Genomic DNA, 15,351 nt, shown 5'->3' on the forward strand with positions numbered 1-15,351 from the left:
TGTCCTCAAGCCGCATCGCGCTTGGCGCCGTTGCGGTAGGCCTCGACCGCAGCGATCAAGGCTTGCAGAATCGCGGCGCTTTCGCCGATCACCGACAGGTCGGCACGCTTGATCATGTCGCAGCCCGGGTCGAGGTTGATCGCCACCACCTTGTCGCAGGCGCCAATGCCTTGCAGGTGCTGGATCGCCCCGGAAATCCCCACGGCCACATACACCCGCGCCGTCACCCAGGTACCGCTGGCGCCGACCTGGCGATCACGGGCCATGAATCCATCGTCCACCGCCACCCGCGAGGCGCCTTCGGTGGCCCCCAATGCCGCGGCGGTCTGGTGGAACAGCGCCCAGTCCTTCACGCCGTTGCCGCCGGAGAAAATAAACTCGGCCTCGGCCATGGGAATCGCCGCCGGGTCCACCGCCACCGCGCCGAGATCCTCGATACGCGGCAGGCTGCGCGCCAGGCTTGTGGATAACTCCACAGGCAGCACTTCATGGCGTGTATCGCTGACCGGATCGGCGCATTCGGCGGCGGCCAGAATCAGGCGTGGCAGCGGCCGCGCCAAGTCTTCCCGGCCCGCACCGGCGCGGCCGATGCACTCGTCGCCCTTGATCTGCCAGACGCGAGTGGCCGGGCGCTCCTTGAGGCTGGCGGCAAAGCGCCGACCCAACTCGCCACCACCACTGCGGCTGTCGGGCAACAACCAATGGCGCGGGTTGAACTGGTCATCCACAGCGCGCAAACCCTGCACGCGTTGCTCCGGTGAATAACCATCGAATTCGTGGCCGTCGAGCACCAGCAGGCGATCGACACCGGCCGTGGCAAACGCGCTTTCCTTGTGTTCGCCAAACACCACCGCCAGCACCGCGCCGTCGTTGCCGGCGAGTTGCCGCGCCAGGCCGAGCAGGTCGCGGTCGTGACTGCTCAAGCGGCCACCGACCATGTCCGGCACTACGTTGATGTAGAACGCAGGCGCAGGCACCTGATGCAGCGGCAACTGCACTTCAATCACCGCCGTACGCTTGGCCGCACCGCCCTGCTGGGCACCGCTGCGGTCGATGCGCTTGATGCCGTTGGGGCCGATAAAACCGACGCCATGCACGTTCTTGCGGATGACGCCGTTAGGCCCCATCCAGCTGTGTTGCACTGGCTGCATCGCCGCATGCAGCGGGTGCAGACGGTTGCGGGCAATCCATTCGGCCCGTGGGTCGCGGCGGATAATGTCGCTCATCAGTGCACCTCCGCAGGTTCACGCTTGTTGGGAGCTTTGGCCGGTGCGACGTCTTCCAGCAATGCATCGGCCACCAGCTCGGCGATGTCCTTGATCAACGGGCGCGGTTCAACCACACCTTCGAGCATCGCCGTGCATTGCGGGCAACCCACCGCCACCAACTCGGCACCGGTCTCGCGGATGTCTTCCATGCGCATATCGGGGATACGTTGCTTGCCGGGAATATCGGTGATCGGCGCGCCGCCGCCACCGCCGCAGCAGCGCGAGCGGAAACCCGAGCGTTGCATCTCCTTGACCTCGATGCCCAAGGAACGCAGCACTTGGCGCGGCGCCTCGTATTCGCCGTTGTAGCGGCCCAGGTAGCACGGGTCGTGGTAGGTCACGCTGTTGCCTTTGTGCTGGCCCAGGTTCAGCGCGCCCTCGCCGATCAGCTCAGCCATAAAGGTGCTGTGGTGCTGCACGCGGTAGTTGCCGTTGAAGGCGCCGTACTCGTTTTTCAGCACATGGAAGCTGTGGGGATCGCAGGTGACGATGCGCTTGAAGCTGTACTTGGCCAGCGTCTGGATATTGCGCGTGGCGAGCATCTGGAAGGTCGCTTCATCGCCCAGGCGCCGTGCGACGTCGCCGCTGTCGCGCTCTTCCAGGCCCAGTACGGCGAAGTCGACCTTGGCCGCCTTGAGCACTTTGACGAACGCCCGCAAGGTGCGTTGGTTGCGCATGTCAAAGGCGCCGTCGCCGACCCAGAACACCACGTCGACGCTGCCTTTGTCGCTGAGCAACGGCAGGTTCAAGTCCGCCGCCCAGTTCAGGCGACCGCCCGGGGCAAAGCCGCCGGGGTTGTCGGTGGCGATCAGGTTTTCCAGGACTTCGGCGCCCTTGTTCGGGGTCGCGCCTTTTTCCAGGGTGAGGTGGCGGCGCATGTCGACGATGGCGTCGACGTGCTCGATCATCATCGGGCACTCTTCCACGCAGGCACGGCAGGTGGTGCACGACCACAGGGTCTCGGCGTCCACCAGGCCGTTGACGATGGGCTGGTGCGGGTTGCCGCTGTGCTCGCCAATCGGTTTACCTGGATAAGGGCTGCCGGCGAACTTGGCATCGGTGCCGCCGGCCAGGCCGACCACCATGTCCTGAATCAGCTTTTTCGGGTTCAGCGGCTGGCCGGCGGCGAAGGCCGGGCACGCCGCTTCGCATTTGCCGCACTGTACGCAGGCGTCAAAACCGAGCAGTTGGTTCCAGGTGAAATCCTTGGGTTTTTCCACGCCCAGGGGCGCGCTCTTGTCGCTCAGGTCCAGGGGTTTCAAACCGGTGGAACGACCACCGCCAAAGCGTTCGGCGCGACGGTGCCAGGCCAGGTGCAGGGCACCGGCGAAGGCGTGCTTCATCGGGCCGCCCCAGGTCATGCCGAAGAACATCTCGGACACGCCCCACAGCACCCCCACACTCAGCAGCGCGGCCAGCAGCCAGCCGCCGAAGTCGGCGGGCAGGATCCCCGCCACCGGCAGCGTCACCAGGAAGAAACTCACCGAGAACGCCATCAGGCTTTTCGGCAGGCGCATCCACGGGCCCTTGGACAGGCGCGACGGTGGATTGCGCCGCCGCAGGTAAACGAAGGTGGCGCCGACAAACATCAACACCGACGCCAGCAGCAAGGCGTAGCCGAGGAGACGGTTATGCAGGCCGAAGCCGTGCACCAGGATCGCCAGCAGCGCCGACAGCACAAAGCCCAGCGCCGTGGCGACGTGGGTGTTGGCGATGTATTTGTCGCGGGCGACCACGTGGTGCAGGTCGACCATGTAGCGCTTGGGCATGGCCAGCAGGCCGCCCAGCAGGTCGACCTTGGAGGCTCGGCCACGGCGCCACATGTTCACGCGGCGCAGGGCGCCGAGGACGGCGAGGCCCAGGGCGGCGAATAAGAGAATAGGCAGCAAGGTGTTCAACATGGTGAAGCTCCCACAGACCGCACAGGTCTACTGTGAAACTGGCCCGAATGTGGGAGGGGGCTTGCTCCCGATGGCGGACTGTCAGTCGGTACAGTTGTCGCTGAACCACCGCTATCGGGGGCAAGCCCCCTCCCACATTTGACCGCGTTCACCTCATCAAAAGTCTTTGCACAGGCGCAGGGCGTCATAGATGGCAGCGTGGGTATTACGCTGCGCCACACAGTCACCGATACGGAACAGCAAGTACCCCTCGCCCGCCTCGCTCAAGCATGGCTGCGGCTTGATCGCGAACAGGGCTTCGACGTCGATCTGGCCCTTGTTGCGCGAACCCTCCTTGAGCCCGTAGTAGATCGCTTCGTCCGGACGCACGCCGTTTTCCACCACCACCTGGTCCACCACCCGCTCCTCTTTGGCGCCGGTGTATTCGTTCTCCAGCACCGCCACCAGCTTGTCGCCCTCGCGGTAGACCTTTTCCAGCATCATGTCGCCGGTCATGATCACTTCCTTGGGGTACATGCTGCGGTAGTAGGTCGGGAACGACGTACCGCCGATGGCTACGCCCGGCTTGATGTCATCGGTGACGATTTCCACCTGGCAGCCTTTGTCGGCCAGGAAGTCCGCCACCGACATGCCGGTGAATTCGCAAATGGTGTCGTACACCAGCACGTTCTTGCCCGGTGCGACCTTGCCGTCGAGCACGTCCCAGCTGCTCACCACCAGGCCTTCGGCAGCGCCCCAGTGCTCGTTCTGCTCGATAAACGGATGCCCGCCGACCGCCAGCACCACCACGTCCGGACGCAGGTCCAGGATGGTCTCGGCATCGGCCGCCACGCCCAGGCGCAGGTCGACTTTCAAACGCGCCAGCTCCAGCTGGAACCAGCGAGTGATACCGGCGATCTGGTCGCGTTGCGGCGCCTTGGAGGCGGTGGTGATTTGCCCGCCGATAAATTCTTTCTTCTCGAACAGGGTCACGTCGTGGCCACGTTCGGCGGCCACCCGCGCGGCTTCCATCCCGGCAGGGCCGGCACCGACCACCACGACTTTGCGTTTCGGCCCGGTGGACTTCTCGATGATATGCGGCACGCCCATGTACTCACGGGAGGTCGCGGCGTTCTGGATGCACAGCACATCCAGGCCCTGGTACTGGCGGTCGATGCAATAGTTGGCGCCGACGCACTGTTTGATCTGGTCGATCTGGCCCATCTTGATCTTGGCGATCAGGTGCGGGTCGGCGATGTGCGCACGGGTCATGCCGACCATGTCCACATAGCCGCCTTCGAGGATGCGCGTGGCCTGGTTCGGGTCCTTGATGTTCTGTGCGTGCAGCACCGGAACCTTGACCACTTCCTTGATACCGGCCGCCAGGTGCAAGAACGGCTCCGGCGGATAGCTCATGTTGGGGATTACGTTGGCCAGGGTGTTGTGGGTGTCGCAACCCGAGCCGACGACGCCGATGAAATCGAGCATGCCGGTGTCATCGTAGTACTTGGCGATCTGCTTCATGTCTTCGTGGGACAGGCCGTCCGGGTGGAATTCGTCACCGCACAGGCGCATGCCCACGCAGAAGTCGTCACCGACTTCGGCACGCACGGCCTTCAACACTTCCAGGCCGAACTTCATGCGGCCTTCGAAGGTGCCGCCCCACTCGTCGGTACGCTTGTTGACCCGTGGGCTCCAGAACTGGTCGATCATGTGCTGGTGCACGGCGGACAGTTCCACACCGTCCAGGCCACCAGCCTTGGCGCGCTTGGCGGCGCTGGCGTAGTTGCCGATCACGCGCCAGATCTCTTCCGGCTCGATGGTCTTGCAGGTGGCGCGGTGCACCGGCTCGCGCACGCCGGACGGCGACATCAGGGTCGGCCAGTTAAAGCCATCCCAACGGGAGCGACGGCCCATGTGGGTAATCTGGATCATGATCTTGGCGCCATGCTTATGCATGGCATCCGCCAGGTTCTGGAAGTGCGGGATGATGCGGTCGGTGGACAGGTTCACCGAGCTCCACCATTCCTGGGGGCTGTCGATGGCAACCACCGAGGAACCGCCGCAGATCGCCAGGCCGATACCGCCCTTGGCTTTTTCTTCGTAGTACTTCACATAGCGGTCGGTGGTCATGCCGCCGTCGGTGGCATACACCTCGGCGTGGGCGGTACTGAGCACGCGATTGCGGATGGTCAGTTTGCCGATCTGGATCGGCTGGAACATTGCTTCGAAAGCCATGGCACGGTCCTCGGCTTACAACGGCTTGACGGTGAACAAGCCGTCATCGTGGCCCTCTTCGGAGCCTCCGTAGACTTGTTCGGCCACGGTGCGGATCTGGCTGCCACGGGCTTGCAGAATCTGGTCCATGGCGCCGGCAAACCAGCCGGTGAACATGTAGTCGACTTTGCGCCCGACCTTGCCGTACACATAGACGAAGGCCGAGTGTTCGAGCTTGACGCTGGCGGTGCCTTTATCCAGGTCGATGTCCTGGATCTTGAACAGGCCCCAGCCGCGTTGCGACAGGCGCTTCATGTAGTGTTCGAACACCGCGACGCCTTCCAGGCCATGGCATTCAGCTTCTTTCTCGCACCAGTGCCAGGCGGATTTGTAGCCGGCCTTGTAGAGGATCTCGGCGTAGGCCTCGGCGCCCAGCACTTCTTCGATACCCATGTGGTTGTTGACGAAGAAATGACGCGGCACGTACAGCATCGGCAGGGCGTCGGACGTCCAGACACCGGTTTCGCTGTCGACTTCAATAGGCAATTGCGGGGCGATCTTGGCCATGGAAACTTAACTCCAGAAAAATTCGTTGTGGTGTAGCCCGTGGATAGTTGGCTTATTCGCCCCAAACGTCCTTCAAGACGTTGACCCAGTTCTCGCCCATGATCTTGCGCACCACACGCTCGGGGTGGCCGCGCTTGAGCAGGGTCTCTGTCAGGTTGGGGAACTCGCCGACGGTGCGGATGCCCAGCGGGTTGATGATCTTGCCGAAGCTGGTCAGGCGGCGGGCGTAGCCCTTGTCATGGGTCAGCATTTCAAAGAAATCCTGGCCATGGCCCTGGGTGAAGTCGGTGCCGATACCGATGGCGTCCTCGCCGACGATATTCATGGTGTATTCGATGGCTTCGGCGTAGTCGTCGATGGTCGAATCGATGCCCTTGGCCAGGAACGGCGCGAACATGGTCACGCCGACAAAGCCGCCGTGGTCAGCGATGAACTTCAGCTCTTCATCGGACTTGTTGCGCGGGTGCTCTTTAAGGCCGGACGGCAGGCAGTGGGAGTAGCACACCGGCTTTTTCGATTCGAGGATGACTTCTTCGCTGGTCTTGGAGCCGACGTGGGACAGGTCGCACATGATGCCGACGCGGTTCATCTCGGCGACGATCTCGCGCCCGAAGCCCGACAGGCCGCCGTCGCGTTCGTAGCAACCGGTGCCGACCAGGTTCTGGGTGTTGTAGCACATCTGCACCACACCGACGCCGAGCTGCTTGAAGATCTCTACATAACCGAGCTGGTCTTCAAACGCGTGGGCGTTCTGGAAGCCGAAGATGATGCCGGTCTTGCCCTGTTCCTTGGCCTTGCGGATGTCGGCGGTGGTTTTCACCGGGATCACCAGGTCGCTGTTCTCGCGGATCAGGGTCTGGCTGGCGACGATGTTGTTGATCGTGGCCTGGAACCCTTCCCATACCGACACAGTGCAGTTCGCGGCGGTGAGGCCACCTTTGCGCATGTCCTCGAACAGGTCGCGGTTCCACTTGGCAATGATCAGCCCGTCGATAACGATGCTGTCGGCGTGCAATTCGGCTGGGCTCATCAGGCGTCCCCTTATTTTGGCAATTCATGCGCCGAATCGTCTGCCGGCGCTTTGGGGCCAGCATATGCCCAGGGGCCGACCGAGCCGGGTGCAAAAACGACAGGGGAATTGCCGAAAGCGTCAATCCACGACAAAGGCTGTTATGAGTGGTCTGACTGGCGGCTGTTATTTGTCTTACGCTTGAGCCAGAATTCCCGCATCACCTGATATGAGACGGCGCAATGAAATCGATTTTCCTGGCTTTGGCACTCATCGCAACCGGCGTCCACGCGGCCGAAGACACCGACAGCACGCCGTGCGATGGCATCGAAAACGACAAGCAAACCCTGGAATGCGCCACCTACAACAAAACCACTGCCGAGCAATTGCTCAAGGATAATTATCAGGGCCTGCTGGAACGCATGCATTCCACCTATGGCAGCGACAAGACCAAACTCGCCGACATTACCGCTCGTCTGAAGGATGCCCAGCAGAAGTGGGAAAAACTGCGTGACGCCGATTGTGCGGTGGACACCTTTCCAGCGGTGACGGGCACCAAGGCCTATGCGATTGCGCAAAATGACTGCCTGGCGCGGATGAGTGATGAGCGGTCGGAGTTTCTGGAGTCGATTGGGCAGGAATAAGCGACAATCGCCGCCACTTTCTCTTTGAACCAAGGCCATTCATGACTATCTGCGGCATCGAAATCAAAGGCAGCGAAGCCATCATCGCTGTCGCCTCCCTGGACAACCAGGCGCTGGGCCACGTCGCCCTGGCCACCAAGAAAATCGCCCTTGAAGACGATGATGAAGCGGCCAACGTCAGAGCCTTTGCCGCCCAGGTGAAGGCCTTCGTGCAGGCCAACGCCGTCACTCGCATCGCGATCAAGAAGCGCAGCAAAAAAGGCGAATTCGCCGGTGGCCCGACCACGTTCAAGATTGAAGGGGTGTTTCAACTGCTGGAGGGGGTTGAGGTGACGCTGCTGTCGCCGCAGACCATCAATGCGCAGAACAAGAAGCACAACTTTGAACTGCCGGCGACGTTGAACAAATATCAGCATGAGGCCTTCAAGGCGGCGTGTTCGGCACTGCTGAAGAAGTAAGCTACACCACAATCCAATGTGGGAGGGGGCTTGCCCCCGATAGCGGTGAGTCAGCCAAAGCTGTATCAACTGACAGTCCGTCATCGGGAGCAAGCCCCCTCCCACATTAGATGTGTGGTTTTTTCAGTGGGGTGTATGGCGCTTGTGCCGCAGCCAGTCGCCGAACGTTTTGTCTTCCAGGGCATACCCACCCCGACTCGACTTCCACACCAGCTCCTTGTCACGCAACGCATCGATGCAGGCCTGGACGGTCTGGGTGCCCGGCACCACGTCGCTGCCCATGGCTTCCAGCGCCTTGCTGACAGCCGTGAGGGTGCTGTCGGTAAACGGCGCAAAAGGTTCGTTGTTGTGTGAGCGCTCCACCATCACCTCCAACACCGCACGTTGCGGGATAGTCAGGGCGTTCCAGGCGCTTTCGAACTCGGTCCATACACCCGCGCGCAGCAGTTCGGCGCGACTGTGCAGCAATTGGCCCAGATTGCTCGCCTCGCCCAGTTCCAACGCGACTTCACCGATGATCGTGCGCAACATCTCGGGACGCCGGCCTACCAGCTCAAATGCCTCATCAATATCAGCCGCGTTGAACTGGTTGGTCTCGGCCAGGTGCGCGTTGAGGTGTACGGTATAGGCCTGGGTGAACTCTTTACCCAGCAGCGGAAACGGCGTGATGCTGGAACCGAAGAACGGCTGGCTTTTACCCAATACCAAATGGGCGAGTTTGTCGCGATTGGAACCGGTAAACACCAGGCGCAAGCCGCTGCCCTCTTCGTCACGGCCCTGGTTGAGCTGATCCCGGGCAGCCTTCAACGCGAACATCGCATTGATACCCGACTCGGTGGTCAAGGCGTGCTGCGCTTCGTCAATCACCAGCACAACAGGTTTTTCTGCAGCACTGTGGAGCAGTTCCAAGGCTTGGGTCAGCGTCGCACCGACAGGCAATTGTGGCTTGGTAAAGTCCCAGGAGAGCGTTCGCAGAAAGCTCAGTTTCTCGATGCCAATATTCTTGGCCAGTTTGCGAATGCCCTTTTCATAGGGAACCAGGGCTGCCGCAATAGCACTGGCAATCAACTCCGCAGGATCTTTCTCCTTGTCAGCCCAGAGATCCACATACACCGCCAGCCAGCCCCGGAGCTGACATTCCGGAATCAAGTCTTCGCGCAGGAAAGTGCTTTTGCCGGTACGACGGGGGGCCGCAAGAAACAGGCCAGAGGTGAAATCCTGAATACCGGCGCCCACCAGGCCATCGGCAATACTGCTTGCCAGGGCGGGGCGACGGAACACGAAGCCGCTGTGCTTGGACATGGATTTATACTCAATTATGAAAACAACTATAAATTATAGTGATGAGTATAATTCACTATAATTGCCCGTCAAACCACCTCCCGTCGCCGATCCTCCCTCGGACACTTGGCAAACCTCGCCCGATAACTCCGGGTGAAATACGACGGCGACTCGAACCCGCAGGCAATGCTCACCTCCAGCACGCTCATATCGCTCTGGCGCAGCAGCTGCCGGGCTTTTTCCAGGCGCAGGCCAAGGTAGAAGTTGCTCGGGGTATCGTTCAAATGCAGGCGAAACAAACGCTCCAGCTGGCGTCGGGTAACTTTGATCGCGTCGGCCAACGCCAAGGTGCTCAGGGGCGGTTCGGTGTGCTGCTCCATCTCGCCGATCACTTGCACCAGCTTCTTGTTGTTGATGCCGTAGCGCGTGGCGATCTGCATGCGCTGGTGGTCCTTGCGCGGGCGGATGCGGCCGAGTACGAACTGTTCGGAGACCTGGATCGCCAGGTCGGCGCCGTGGGCCTGGGCGATCAGGTCGAGCATCAGGTCGATGGAGGCGGTGCCGCCGGCGCAGGTGATGCGGCGGCGGTCGATTTCGAACAGTTCCTGGGTCACGCTCAGGTGCGGGTACGACTCCTTGAAGGCATCGATGGCTTCCCAGTGCAGGGTCAGGCGATGACCGTCGAGCAGGCCGGCTTCGGCGAGCACGCAGGCGCCGGTGTCGATGGCGCCGAGGGTCACGCCGTCATGGTCCAGACGGCGCAGCCAGTGCTCCAGCGCCGGCGTGGCGAACTGCAGCGGTTCGAAGCCGGCCACCACCAACAGCGTCGCACCCTTTTTCAGCGGTTCCAGCGCGGCGTCGGCGTTGACCGACATGCCATTGCTCGCCAGCACCGCGCCGCCATCGGCGCTCAGCACATGCCAGCGGTACAACTCGCCACGAAAGCGGTTGGCCACGCGTAAAGGTTCCAGTGCAGAAATAAAACCGATGGCCGAGAACCCCGGCATCAGCAGAAAGTAGAAATCCTGGGACATGGTGGCGCTCTCGTAGGACGGGCAGCGTGGCACTGTGATACTCCCGTTCTCGGGTGGATTCAAGGGGGCAGGTCGCTGCAGTGCAAGAGCTGGTCGCCGCCGTGCGTTTTGTCGCCGCCAAAGCTACGTAACTTGGCCTCACGGCGCACAAAGACGCCGGCCCCCACAATAACGACCTGCCGAGGGATCCACCATGAACCGACTGATTCGCCGCTGCGTGCTTGCACTCAGCGCCAGCGCCATCTTGAGCACGAACGTATGGGCTGCCGACGCGGCATCCTGCCAGAACGTGCGCATGGGCGTGGTGAACTGGACCGACGTCATCGCCACCAGCGCCATGACCCAAGTGTTGCTCGACGGCCTCGGCTACAAGACCAAACAAACCAGCGCCTCCCAGCAAATCATCTTCGCCGGTATCCGTGACCAGCGCCTGGACCTGTTCCTCGGCTACTGGAACCCGCTGATGACCCAGACCATCACGCCGTTCGTCGACGCCAAGCAAATCAAAGTCCTCGACAAACCCAGCCTGGAAGACGCCCGCGCGACCCTCGCCGTGCCGACTTACCTGGCGGACAAAGGCCTGAAGACCTTTGCCGACATCGCCAAATTCGAGAAGGAACTGGGCGGCAAGATCTACGGCATCGAGCCGGGCTCGGGGGCCAACACCCAGATCAAGGCGATGATCGCCAAGAACCAGTTCGGCCTGGGCAAGTTCCAACTGGTGGAATCCAGCGAGGCCGGCATGCTTGCCGCCGTGGACCGTGCGGTACGCCGCAAGGAAGCCGTGGTGTTCTTCGGCTGGGCGCCGCACCCGATGAACGTCAATATCGCGATGACCTACCTCACCGGCAGCGACGACGCCCTGGGCCCGAACGAAGGCATGGCCACCGTCTGGACCGTGACCGCGCCGACCTACGCCGAACAGTGCCCCAACGTACACAAGCTGCTGACCAACCTGACCTTCACCGCCGCCGACGAGAGCCGGATGATGCAGCCGTTGCTGGATCACAAGGATGCCCTCGAGTCCGCCAGGCAGTGGCTCAAGGATCACCCCCAGGACCAGGCGCGCTGGCTCGAAGGCGTGACCACCTTCGACGGCAAACCGGCGGCGGCCAACCTGCAATTGACCAGCAAATAACCTTCTTCGAATCACCGTTTCGCGGTCACTACCGACCGCGAACGGCATCACCACGCCTGTAAGGAACCTGCCCCATGAACCACGACGTCATCATCACCTGCGCACTCACCGGTGCTGGCGACACGACCGCCAGAAGCCCACACGTGCCGGTCACCCCCAAGCAAATCGCCGCCGCCGCGGTGGAAGCAGCCAGAGCGGGCGCCACCGTGGTGCACTGCCACGTGCGCGACCCCGAGACCGGCAAGTTCAGCCGCGACGTCGCCCTGTACCGCGAGGTGATGGAGCGCATCCGTGAGGCCGACATCGACATCATCGTCAACCTCACCGCCGGCATGGGCGGCGACCTCGAGATCGGCGGCGGCGAGCACCCGATGGACTTCGGTCCCAATACCGACCTGGTCGGCCCGCTGACCCGCCTGGCCCATGTGGAAGAGCTGCTGCCGGAAATCTGCACCCTGGACTGCGGCACCCTGAACTTTGGCGATGGCGACACGATTTACGTCTCCACGCCGGCGCAGTTGCGTGCGGGCGCCAAGCGCATCCAGGAACTGGGCGTGAAGGCCGAGCTGGAAATCTTCGACACCGGCCACCTGTGGTTCGCCAAGCAGATGATCAAGGAAGGCCTGCTCGACAACCCGCTGTTCCAACTGTGCCTGGGCATCCCCTGGGGCGCGCCGGCCGACACCACCACCATGAAGGCCATGGTCGACAACCTGCCCGCCGACGCGGTGTGGGCCGGGTTCGGGATCGGCCGCATGCAAATGCCCATGGCCGCGCAAGCGGTGCTGCTGGGCGGCAACGTACGGGTCGGCCTGGAGGACAACCTGTGGCTGGACAAAGGCGTACTTGCCACCAACGGCCAACTGGTGGAACGCGCCGGCGAAATCCTCAGCCGCCTGGGCGCGCGGGTCATGACCCCGGCGGAGGGTCGCATCAAGATGGGCCTTACCAAACGCGGCTAACCGAATCAAAAAATGTGGGAGGGACTTGCCCCCTCCCACAGGGAATCACCGAACGCTCTAGGAATTTGCCATGCGCTTTATCACTGAGATCAAAACCTTCGCCGCCCTGGGCAGCGGTGTCATCGGCAGCGGCTGGGTGTCCCGCGCGCTGGCCCACGGCCTGGATGTGGTGGCCTGGGACCCGGCGCCGGGTGCCGAAGCGGCGCTGCGCAAGCGCGTCGCCAATGCCTGGGGCGCCCTGGAAAAACAGGGCCTGGCACCCGGCGCATCCCAAGACCGCCTGCGCTTTGTGGCCACCATCGAAGAATGCGTGAAAGACGCCGACTTCATCCAGGAAAGCGCCCCGGAACGCCTGGAACTGAAGCTGGAATTGCACAGCAGGATCAGCGCCGCGGCCAAGCCCGATGCATTGATCGGTTCAAGTACCTCGGGGCTGTTGCCGAGTGAGTTCTACGAGGGCTCGACCCACCCGGAACGCTGTGTGGTCGGCCATCCGTTCAACCCGGTCTATCTGTTGCCGCTGGTGGAAGTGGTCGGCGGCAAGAACACCGCGCCGCAAGCGATCCAGGCCGCGATCAAGGTGTACGAATCCCTCGGCATGCGCCCGCTGCATGTGCGCAAGGAAGTCCCCGGGTTTATCGCCGACCGCTTGCTCGAAGCGCTGTGGCGCGAGGCATTGCACCTGGTGAATGACGGCGTGGCCACCACCGGCGAGATCGACGATGCCATCCGCTTTGGCGCCGGCCTGCGCTGGTCGTTCATGGGCACCTTCCTCACCTACACCCTGGCGGGCGGCGATGCGGGCATGCGCCACTTCATGGCGCAGTTCGGCCCGGCGTTGCAGTTGCCGTGGACCTACCTGCCGGCTCCGGAGCTGACCGACAAGTTGATCGACGATGTGGTCGATGGCACCAGCGACCAGTTGGGCAAACACAGCATTTCTGCGCTGGAACGCTATCGTGATGATTGCCTGCTGGCGGTGCTGGAAGCGGTGAAAACCACCAAAGCCAAGCACGGCATGACCTTCGCCGAATAACGGAACCCTCACCATGCCTGCACTGACCACCTACACCACCCCAGTCCTTGCCGACTGGGTGGACTACAACGGCCACCTGCGCGACGCGTTCTACCTGCTGATCTTCAGCTACGCCACCGACGCGCTGATGGACACCCTCGGTTTGGACAGCGAAAACCGCGAAGCCAGCGGCCATTCGCTGTTCACCCTGGAACTGCACCTGAACTACCTGCACGAGGTGAAACTGGGCGCCGAAGTGGAGGTGCACACGCAACTGATCGCCCACGATGCCAAGCGCCTGCACCTTTATCACAGCCTGCATTTAGTGGGCGATGAGAAAGAACTGGCCGGCAACGAACAGATGCTGCTGCACGTCGACCTGGCGGGTCCGCATTCGGCCCCGTTTGCCGAGGCGACGTTGGAGAAACTCATTGCGATCAGCGCTGAGCAAGCCGACCTGCCAAGGCCCGCGCTCCTCGGCCGAGTGATTGGACTGCCCCCGAAAAAATAAGGAGCCATCATGCAAACCGCCGCCGCTGTTGCCGATTTCCGTATTTACCCGAAACTCTGCGACCTCGCCGATGTACAGGTGCTGGACGATCAGGTTCGCGTGACATGGGCCGATGGCCGGGTCAGCCCGTTTCATCATCAGTGGCTGCGGGACAACTGCCCGTGCACGCAATGCGTGTACAGCGTGACCCGCGAGCAAGTGCTGGAAATTGTCGATGTGGATGAAAACCTCGGCGCCATCAGCGTGCGTATCGACCAGGGCTTCCTCAGCGTGGAATGGCACGGCGGTCATCGCAGCCAGTACGATCCCGGCTGGCTGCGGGCCCATGCCTACGACGATGAATCCCGCGCCGAACGCCGGGCGGCGAAAGCAAAATCGCGGCTCTGGGACAACACCTTCGAACTGCCTATATTCGACTACGCGGCGGTCATGCAAGACCCTGCGGCGCTGCTGCAATGGCTGCTGGCCTTGCGTGACGCGGGCCTGACGCAAATGCGCGGCGTACCCACCGAACCCGGTTCCCTGGCGCGTGTCGCCCAGCGTATTTCATTTATCCGCGAGAGCAATTTCGGCGTGCTGTTCAACGTGCAATCCAAGGCCGATGCCGACAGCAATGCCTACACCGCTTTCAACCTGCCCTTGCACAGTGATTTGCCGACCCGGGAGCTGCAACCGGGGCTGCAATTCCTGCATTGCCTGGTCAACGATGCCGACGGGGGCGAAAGTATTTTTGTCGATGGGTTTGCCATCGCCAATGCCCTGCGCGAGGAAGATCCCGAAGCGTTTCGTGCCTTGTGTGAAATACCCGTGGAGTTTCGCAACAAAGACCGCCACAGCGACTATCGTCGCCTCGCGCCGATCATCGCATTGGACGCCTTGGGGGATGTGGCAGAGATTCGCATGGCCAACTTTTTGCGTGGGCCGTTCGAGACGTCGGTGGCGCAGATGCCGTTGCTGTATCGGGCTTATCGACGCTTTATCGCGATGACGCGCGAGGCGCGCTTTCGGTTGGTCAAGCGCCTGAACCCGGGCGAGCTGTGGTGCTTCGATAACCGCCGCACGTTGCATGCGCGCAATGCGTTTGATCCCACCTCCGGGGCGCGGCACTTTCAGGGTTGCTATATCGACCGGGATGAACTGCTTTCACGAATCCTGGTGCTGCAGCGCTAAAAAAGCCCCGGTCCAGCCGTGACTGGATCGGGGCAGAGTGCCTTGTGTGAGCCGTGCATCCCGAGGGTGACCAAACCTTCAAGCTGCTTGCTGGTGGACAGTGTGCCTATTACTTCAGTGGGTAAATGGCCCGAAAACGACACGCTCATAGCCATCTGAGCCATTCGTGCATTCTGCCCTTGCCGACCGGCCGGGGG

General features: G+C 62.2%; 14 protein-coding genes. 7 read left to right on the plus strand and 7 right to left on the minus strand.

Annotation, left to right across the window (positions count from 1 at the left end; translation table 11 throughout):
- Nucleotides 1-5: 5 nt before the first annotated feature.
- From NIBR502773_RS12940 to NIBR502773_RS12960, 5 genes are all read right to left on the minus strand, one after another.
- Nucleotides 6-1,226: an electron transfer flavoprotein subunit alpha/FixB family protein gene (locus NIBR502773_RS12940; protein WP_141156187.1), complete on the minus strand. Its 1,221-nt coding sequence runs from the start codon at nt 1,224-1,226 to the stop codon at nt 6-8.
- A complete protein-coding gene (gene dgcB, locus NIBR502773_RS12945) occupies nt 1,226-3,169 on the minus strand; it encodes a dimethylglycine demethylation protein DgcB (RefSeq protein ID WP_141156188.1) in 1,944 nt (647 codons plus the stop codon). The genes NIBR502773_RS12940 and dgcB overlap by 1 nt, the downstream gene beginning before the upstream one ends.
- 156 nt (nt 3,170-3,325) lie before the next feature.
- Nucleotides 3,326-5,386, minus strand: a complete 2,061-nt coding sequence (gene dgcA / locus NIBR502773_RS12950; RefSeq protein ID WP_065925458.1) for a dimethylglycine demethylation protein DgcA — start codon at nt 5,384-5,386, stop codon at nt 3,326-3,328.
- Between the two features lie 15 nt (nt 5,387-5,401).
- Nucleotides 5,402-5,932 (minus strand): DUF5943 domain-containing protein, encoded by a 531-nt coding sequence (locus NIBR502773_RS12955; protein WP_027606002.1) that lies wholly within the window; start codon nt 5,930-5,932, stop codon nt 5,402-5,404.
- A gap of 52 nt (nt 5,933-5,984) precedes the next feature.
- Nucleotides 5,985-6,962 (minus strand): dipeptidase, encoded by a 978-nt coding sequence (locus tag NIBR502773_RS12960; protein WP_010207105.1) that lies wholly within the window; start codon nt 6,960-6,962, stop codon nt 5,985-5,987.
- Nucleotides 6,963-7,183: 221 nt separating this feature from the next.
- Between NIBR502773_RS12960 and NIBR502773_RS12965 the strand changes: the two genes are divergently transcribed.
- On the plus strand, nt 7,184-7,585 hold the full coding sequence (locus NIBR502773_RS12965; protein ID WP_027606004.1) for a lysozyme inhibitor LprI family protein: 402 nt from the start codon (nt 7,184-7,186) through the stop codon (nt 7,583-7,585).
- A gap of 41 nt (nt 7,586-7,626) precedes the next feature.
- Complete coding sequence (locus tag NIBR502773_RS12970; RefSeq protein WP_141156189.1) at nt 7,627-8,043, plus strand: DUF3010 family protein; 417 nt, start codon at nt 7,627-7,629, stop codon at nt 8,041-8,043.
- A 123-nt stretch (nt 8,044-8,166) separates the two neighbouring features.
- Here NIBR502773_RS12970 and NIBR502773_RS12975 read toward each other — a convergent pair whose 3' ends face one another.
- Both NIBR502773_RS12975 and NIBR502773_RS12980 read right to left on the minus strand, forming a co-directional pair.
- Nucleotides 8,167-9,345 carry an AAA family ATPase gene (locus tag NIBR502773_RS12975; RefSeq protein ID WP_141156190.1) on the minus strand — a complete coding sequence of 393 codons (1,179 nt, stop codon included), beginning with the start codon at nt 9,343-9,345 and terminating at the stop codon, nt 8,167-8,169.
- 68 nt (nt 9,346-9,413) lie between these two features.
- Nucleotides 9,414-10,358 (minus strand): GlxA family transcriptional regulator, encoded by a 945-nt coding sequence (locus NIBR502773_RS12980; protein ID WP_027606007.1) that lies wholly within the window; start codon nt 10,356-10,358, stop codon nt 9,414-9,416.
- A 193-nt stretch (nt 10,359-10,551) separates the two neighbouring features.
- On the opposite strand from NIBR502773_RS12980, the gene NIBR502773_RS12985 reads away from it, so the two are divergent.
- The 5 genes from NIBR502773_RS12985 to NIBR502773_RS13005 all read left to right on the plus strand — a co-directional run bounded on the left by NIBR502773_RS12985 (nt 10,552) and on the right by NIBR502773_RS13005 (nt 15,154).
- Nucleotides 10,552-11,496, plus strand: coding sequence for a choline ABC transporter substrate-binding protein (locus tag NIBR502773_RS12985; RefSeq protein ID WP_092490303.1), 945 nt, complete (start codon nt 10,552-10,554; stop codon nt 11,494-11,496).
- 74 nt (nt 11,497-11,570) lie between these two features.
- Nucleotides 11,571-12,458 carry a 3-keto-5-aminohexanoate cleavage protein gene (locus NIBR502773_RS12990; RefSeq protein ID WP_141156191.1) on the plus strand — a complete coding sequence of 296 codons (888 nt, stop codon included), beginning with the start codon at nt 11,571-11,573 and terminating at the stop codon, nt 12,456-12,458.
- A 70-nt stretch (nt 12,459-12,528) separates the two neighbouring features.
- Nucleotides 12,529-13,494 (plus strand): L-carnitine dehydrogenase, encoded by a 966-nt coding sequence (locus NIBR502773_RS12995; protein ID WP_141156192.1) that lies wholly within the window; start codon nt 12,529-12,531, stop codon nt 13,492-13,494.
- Between the two features lie 13 nt (nt 13,495-13,507).
- Complete coding sequence (locus tag NIBR502773_RS13000) at nt 13,508-13,984, plus strand: thioesterase family protein (protein WP_027606011.1); 477 nt, start codon at nt 13,508-13,510, stop codon at nt 13,982-13,984.
- 9 nt (nt 13,985-13,993) lie between these two features.
- Complete coding sequence (locus tag NIBR502773_RS13005) at nt 13,994-15,154, plus strand: gamma-butyrobetaine dioxygenase (RefSeq protein ID WP_141156193.1); 1,161 nt, start codon at nt 13,994-13,996, stop codon at nt 15,152-15,154.
- Nucleotides 15,155-15,351: the final 197 nt, after the last annotated feature.

The sequence above is a fragment of the Pseudomonas sp. NIBRBAC000502773 genome (assembly GCF_006517195.1).
In the GTDB taxonomy this organism is placed as follows: Bacteria; Pseudomonadota; Gammaproteobacteria; order Pseudomonadales; family Pseudomonadaceae; genus Aquipseudomonas; species Aquipseudomonas marginalis.

Coding starts and splice junctions, on each gene's coding strand:
- NIBR502773_RS13000 (WP_027606011.1), top strand. CDS start 13,508: ATGCCTGCACTGACCACCTACACCACCCCAGTCCTTGCCGACTGGGTG.
- NIBR502773_RS12970 (WP_141156189.1), top strand. CDS start 7,627: ATGACTATCTGCGGCATCGAAATCAAAGGCAGCGAAGCCATCATCGCT.
- NIBR502773_RS12960 (WP_010207105.1), bottom strand. CDS start 6,962: ATGAGCCCAGCCGAATTGCACGCCGACAGCATCGTTATCGACGGGCTG.
- NIBR502773_RS12965 (WP_027606004.1), top strand. CDS start 7,184: ATGAAATCGATTTTCCTGGCTTTGGCACTCATCGCAACCGGCGTCCAC.
- NIBR502773_RS12955 (WP_027606002.1), bottom strand. CDS start 5,932: ATGGCCAAGATCGCCCCGCAATTGCCTATTGAAGTCGACAGCGAAACC.
- dgcB (WP_141156188.1), bottom strand. CDS start 3,169: ATGTTGAACACCTTGCTGCCTATTCTCTTATTCGCCGCCCTGGGCCTC.
- NIBR502773_RS12995 (WP_141156192.1), top strand. CDS start 12,529: ATGCGCTTTATCACTGAGATCAAAACCTTCGCCGCCCTGGGCAGCGGT.
- dgcA (WP_065925458.1), bottom strand. CDS start 5,386: ATGGCTTTCGAAGCAATGTTCCAGCCGATCCAGATCGGCAAACTGACC.
- NIBR502773_RS12940 (WP_141156187.1), bottom strand. CDS start 1,226: ATGAGCGACATTATCCGCCGCGACCCACGGGCCGAATGGATTGCCCGC.
- NIBR502773_RS13005 (WP_141156193.1), top strand. CDS start 13,994: ATGCAAACCGCCGCCGCTGTTGCCGATTTCCGTATTTACCCGAAACTC.
- NIBR502773_RS12985 (WP_092490303.1), top strand. CDS start 10,552: ATGAACCGACTGATTCGCCGCTGCGTGCTTGCACTCAGCGCCAGCGCC.
- NIBR502773_RS12980 (WP_027606007.1), bottom strand. CDS start 10,358: ATGTCCCAGGATTTCTACTTTCTGCTGATGCCGGGGTTCTCGGCCATC.
- NIBR502773_RS12990 (WP_141156191.1), top strand. CDS start 11,571: ATGAACCACGACGTCATCATCACCTGCGCACTCACCGGTGCTGGCGAC.
- NIBR502773_RS12975 (WP_141156190.1), bottom strand. CDS start 9,345: ATGTCCAAGCACAGCGGCTTCGTGTTCCGTCGCCCCGCCCTGGCAAGC.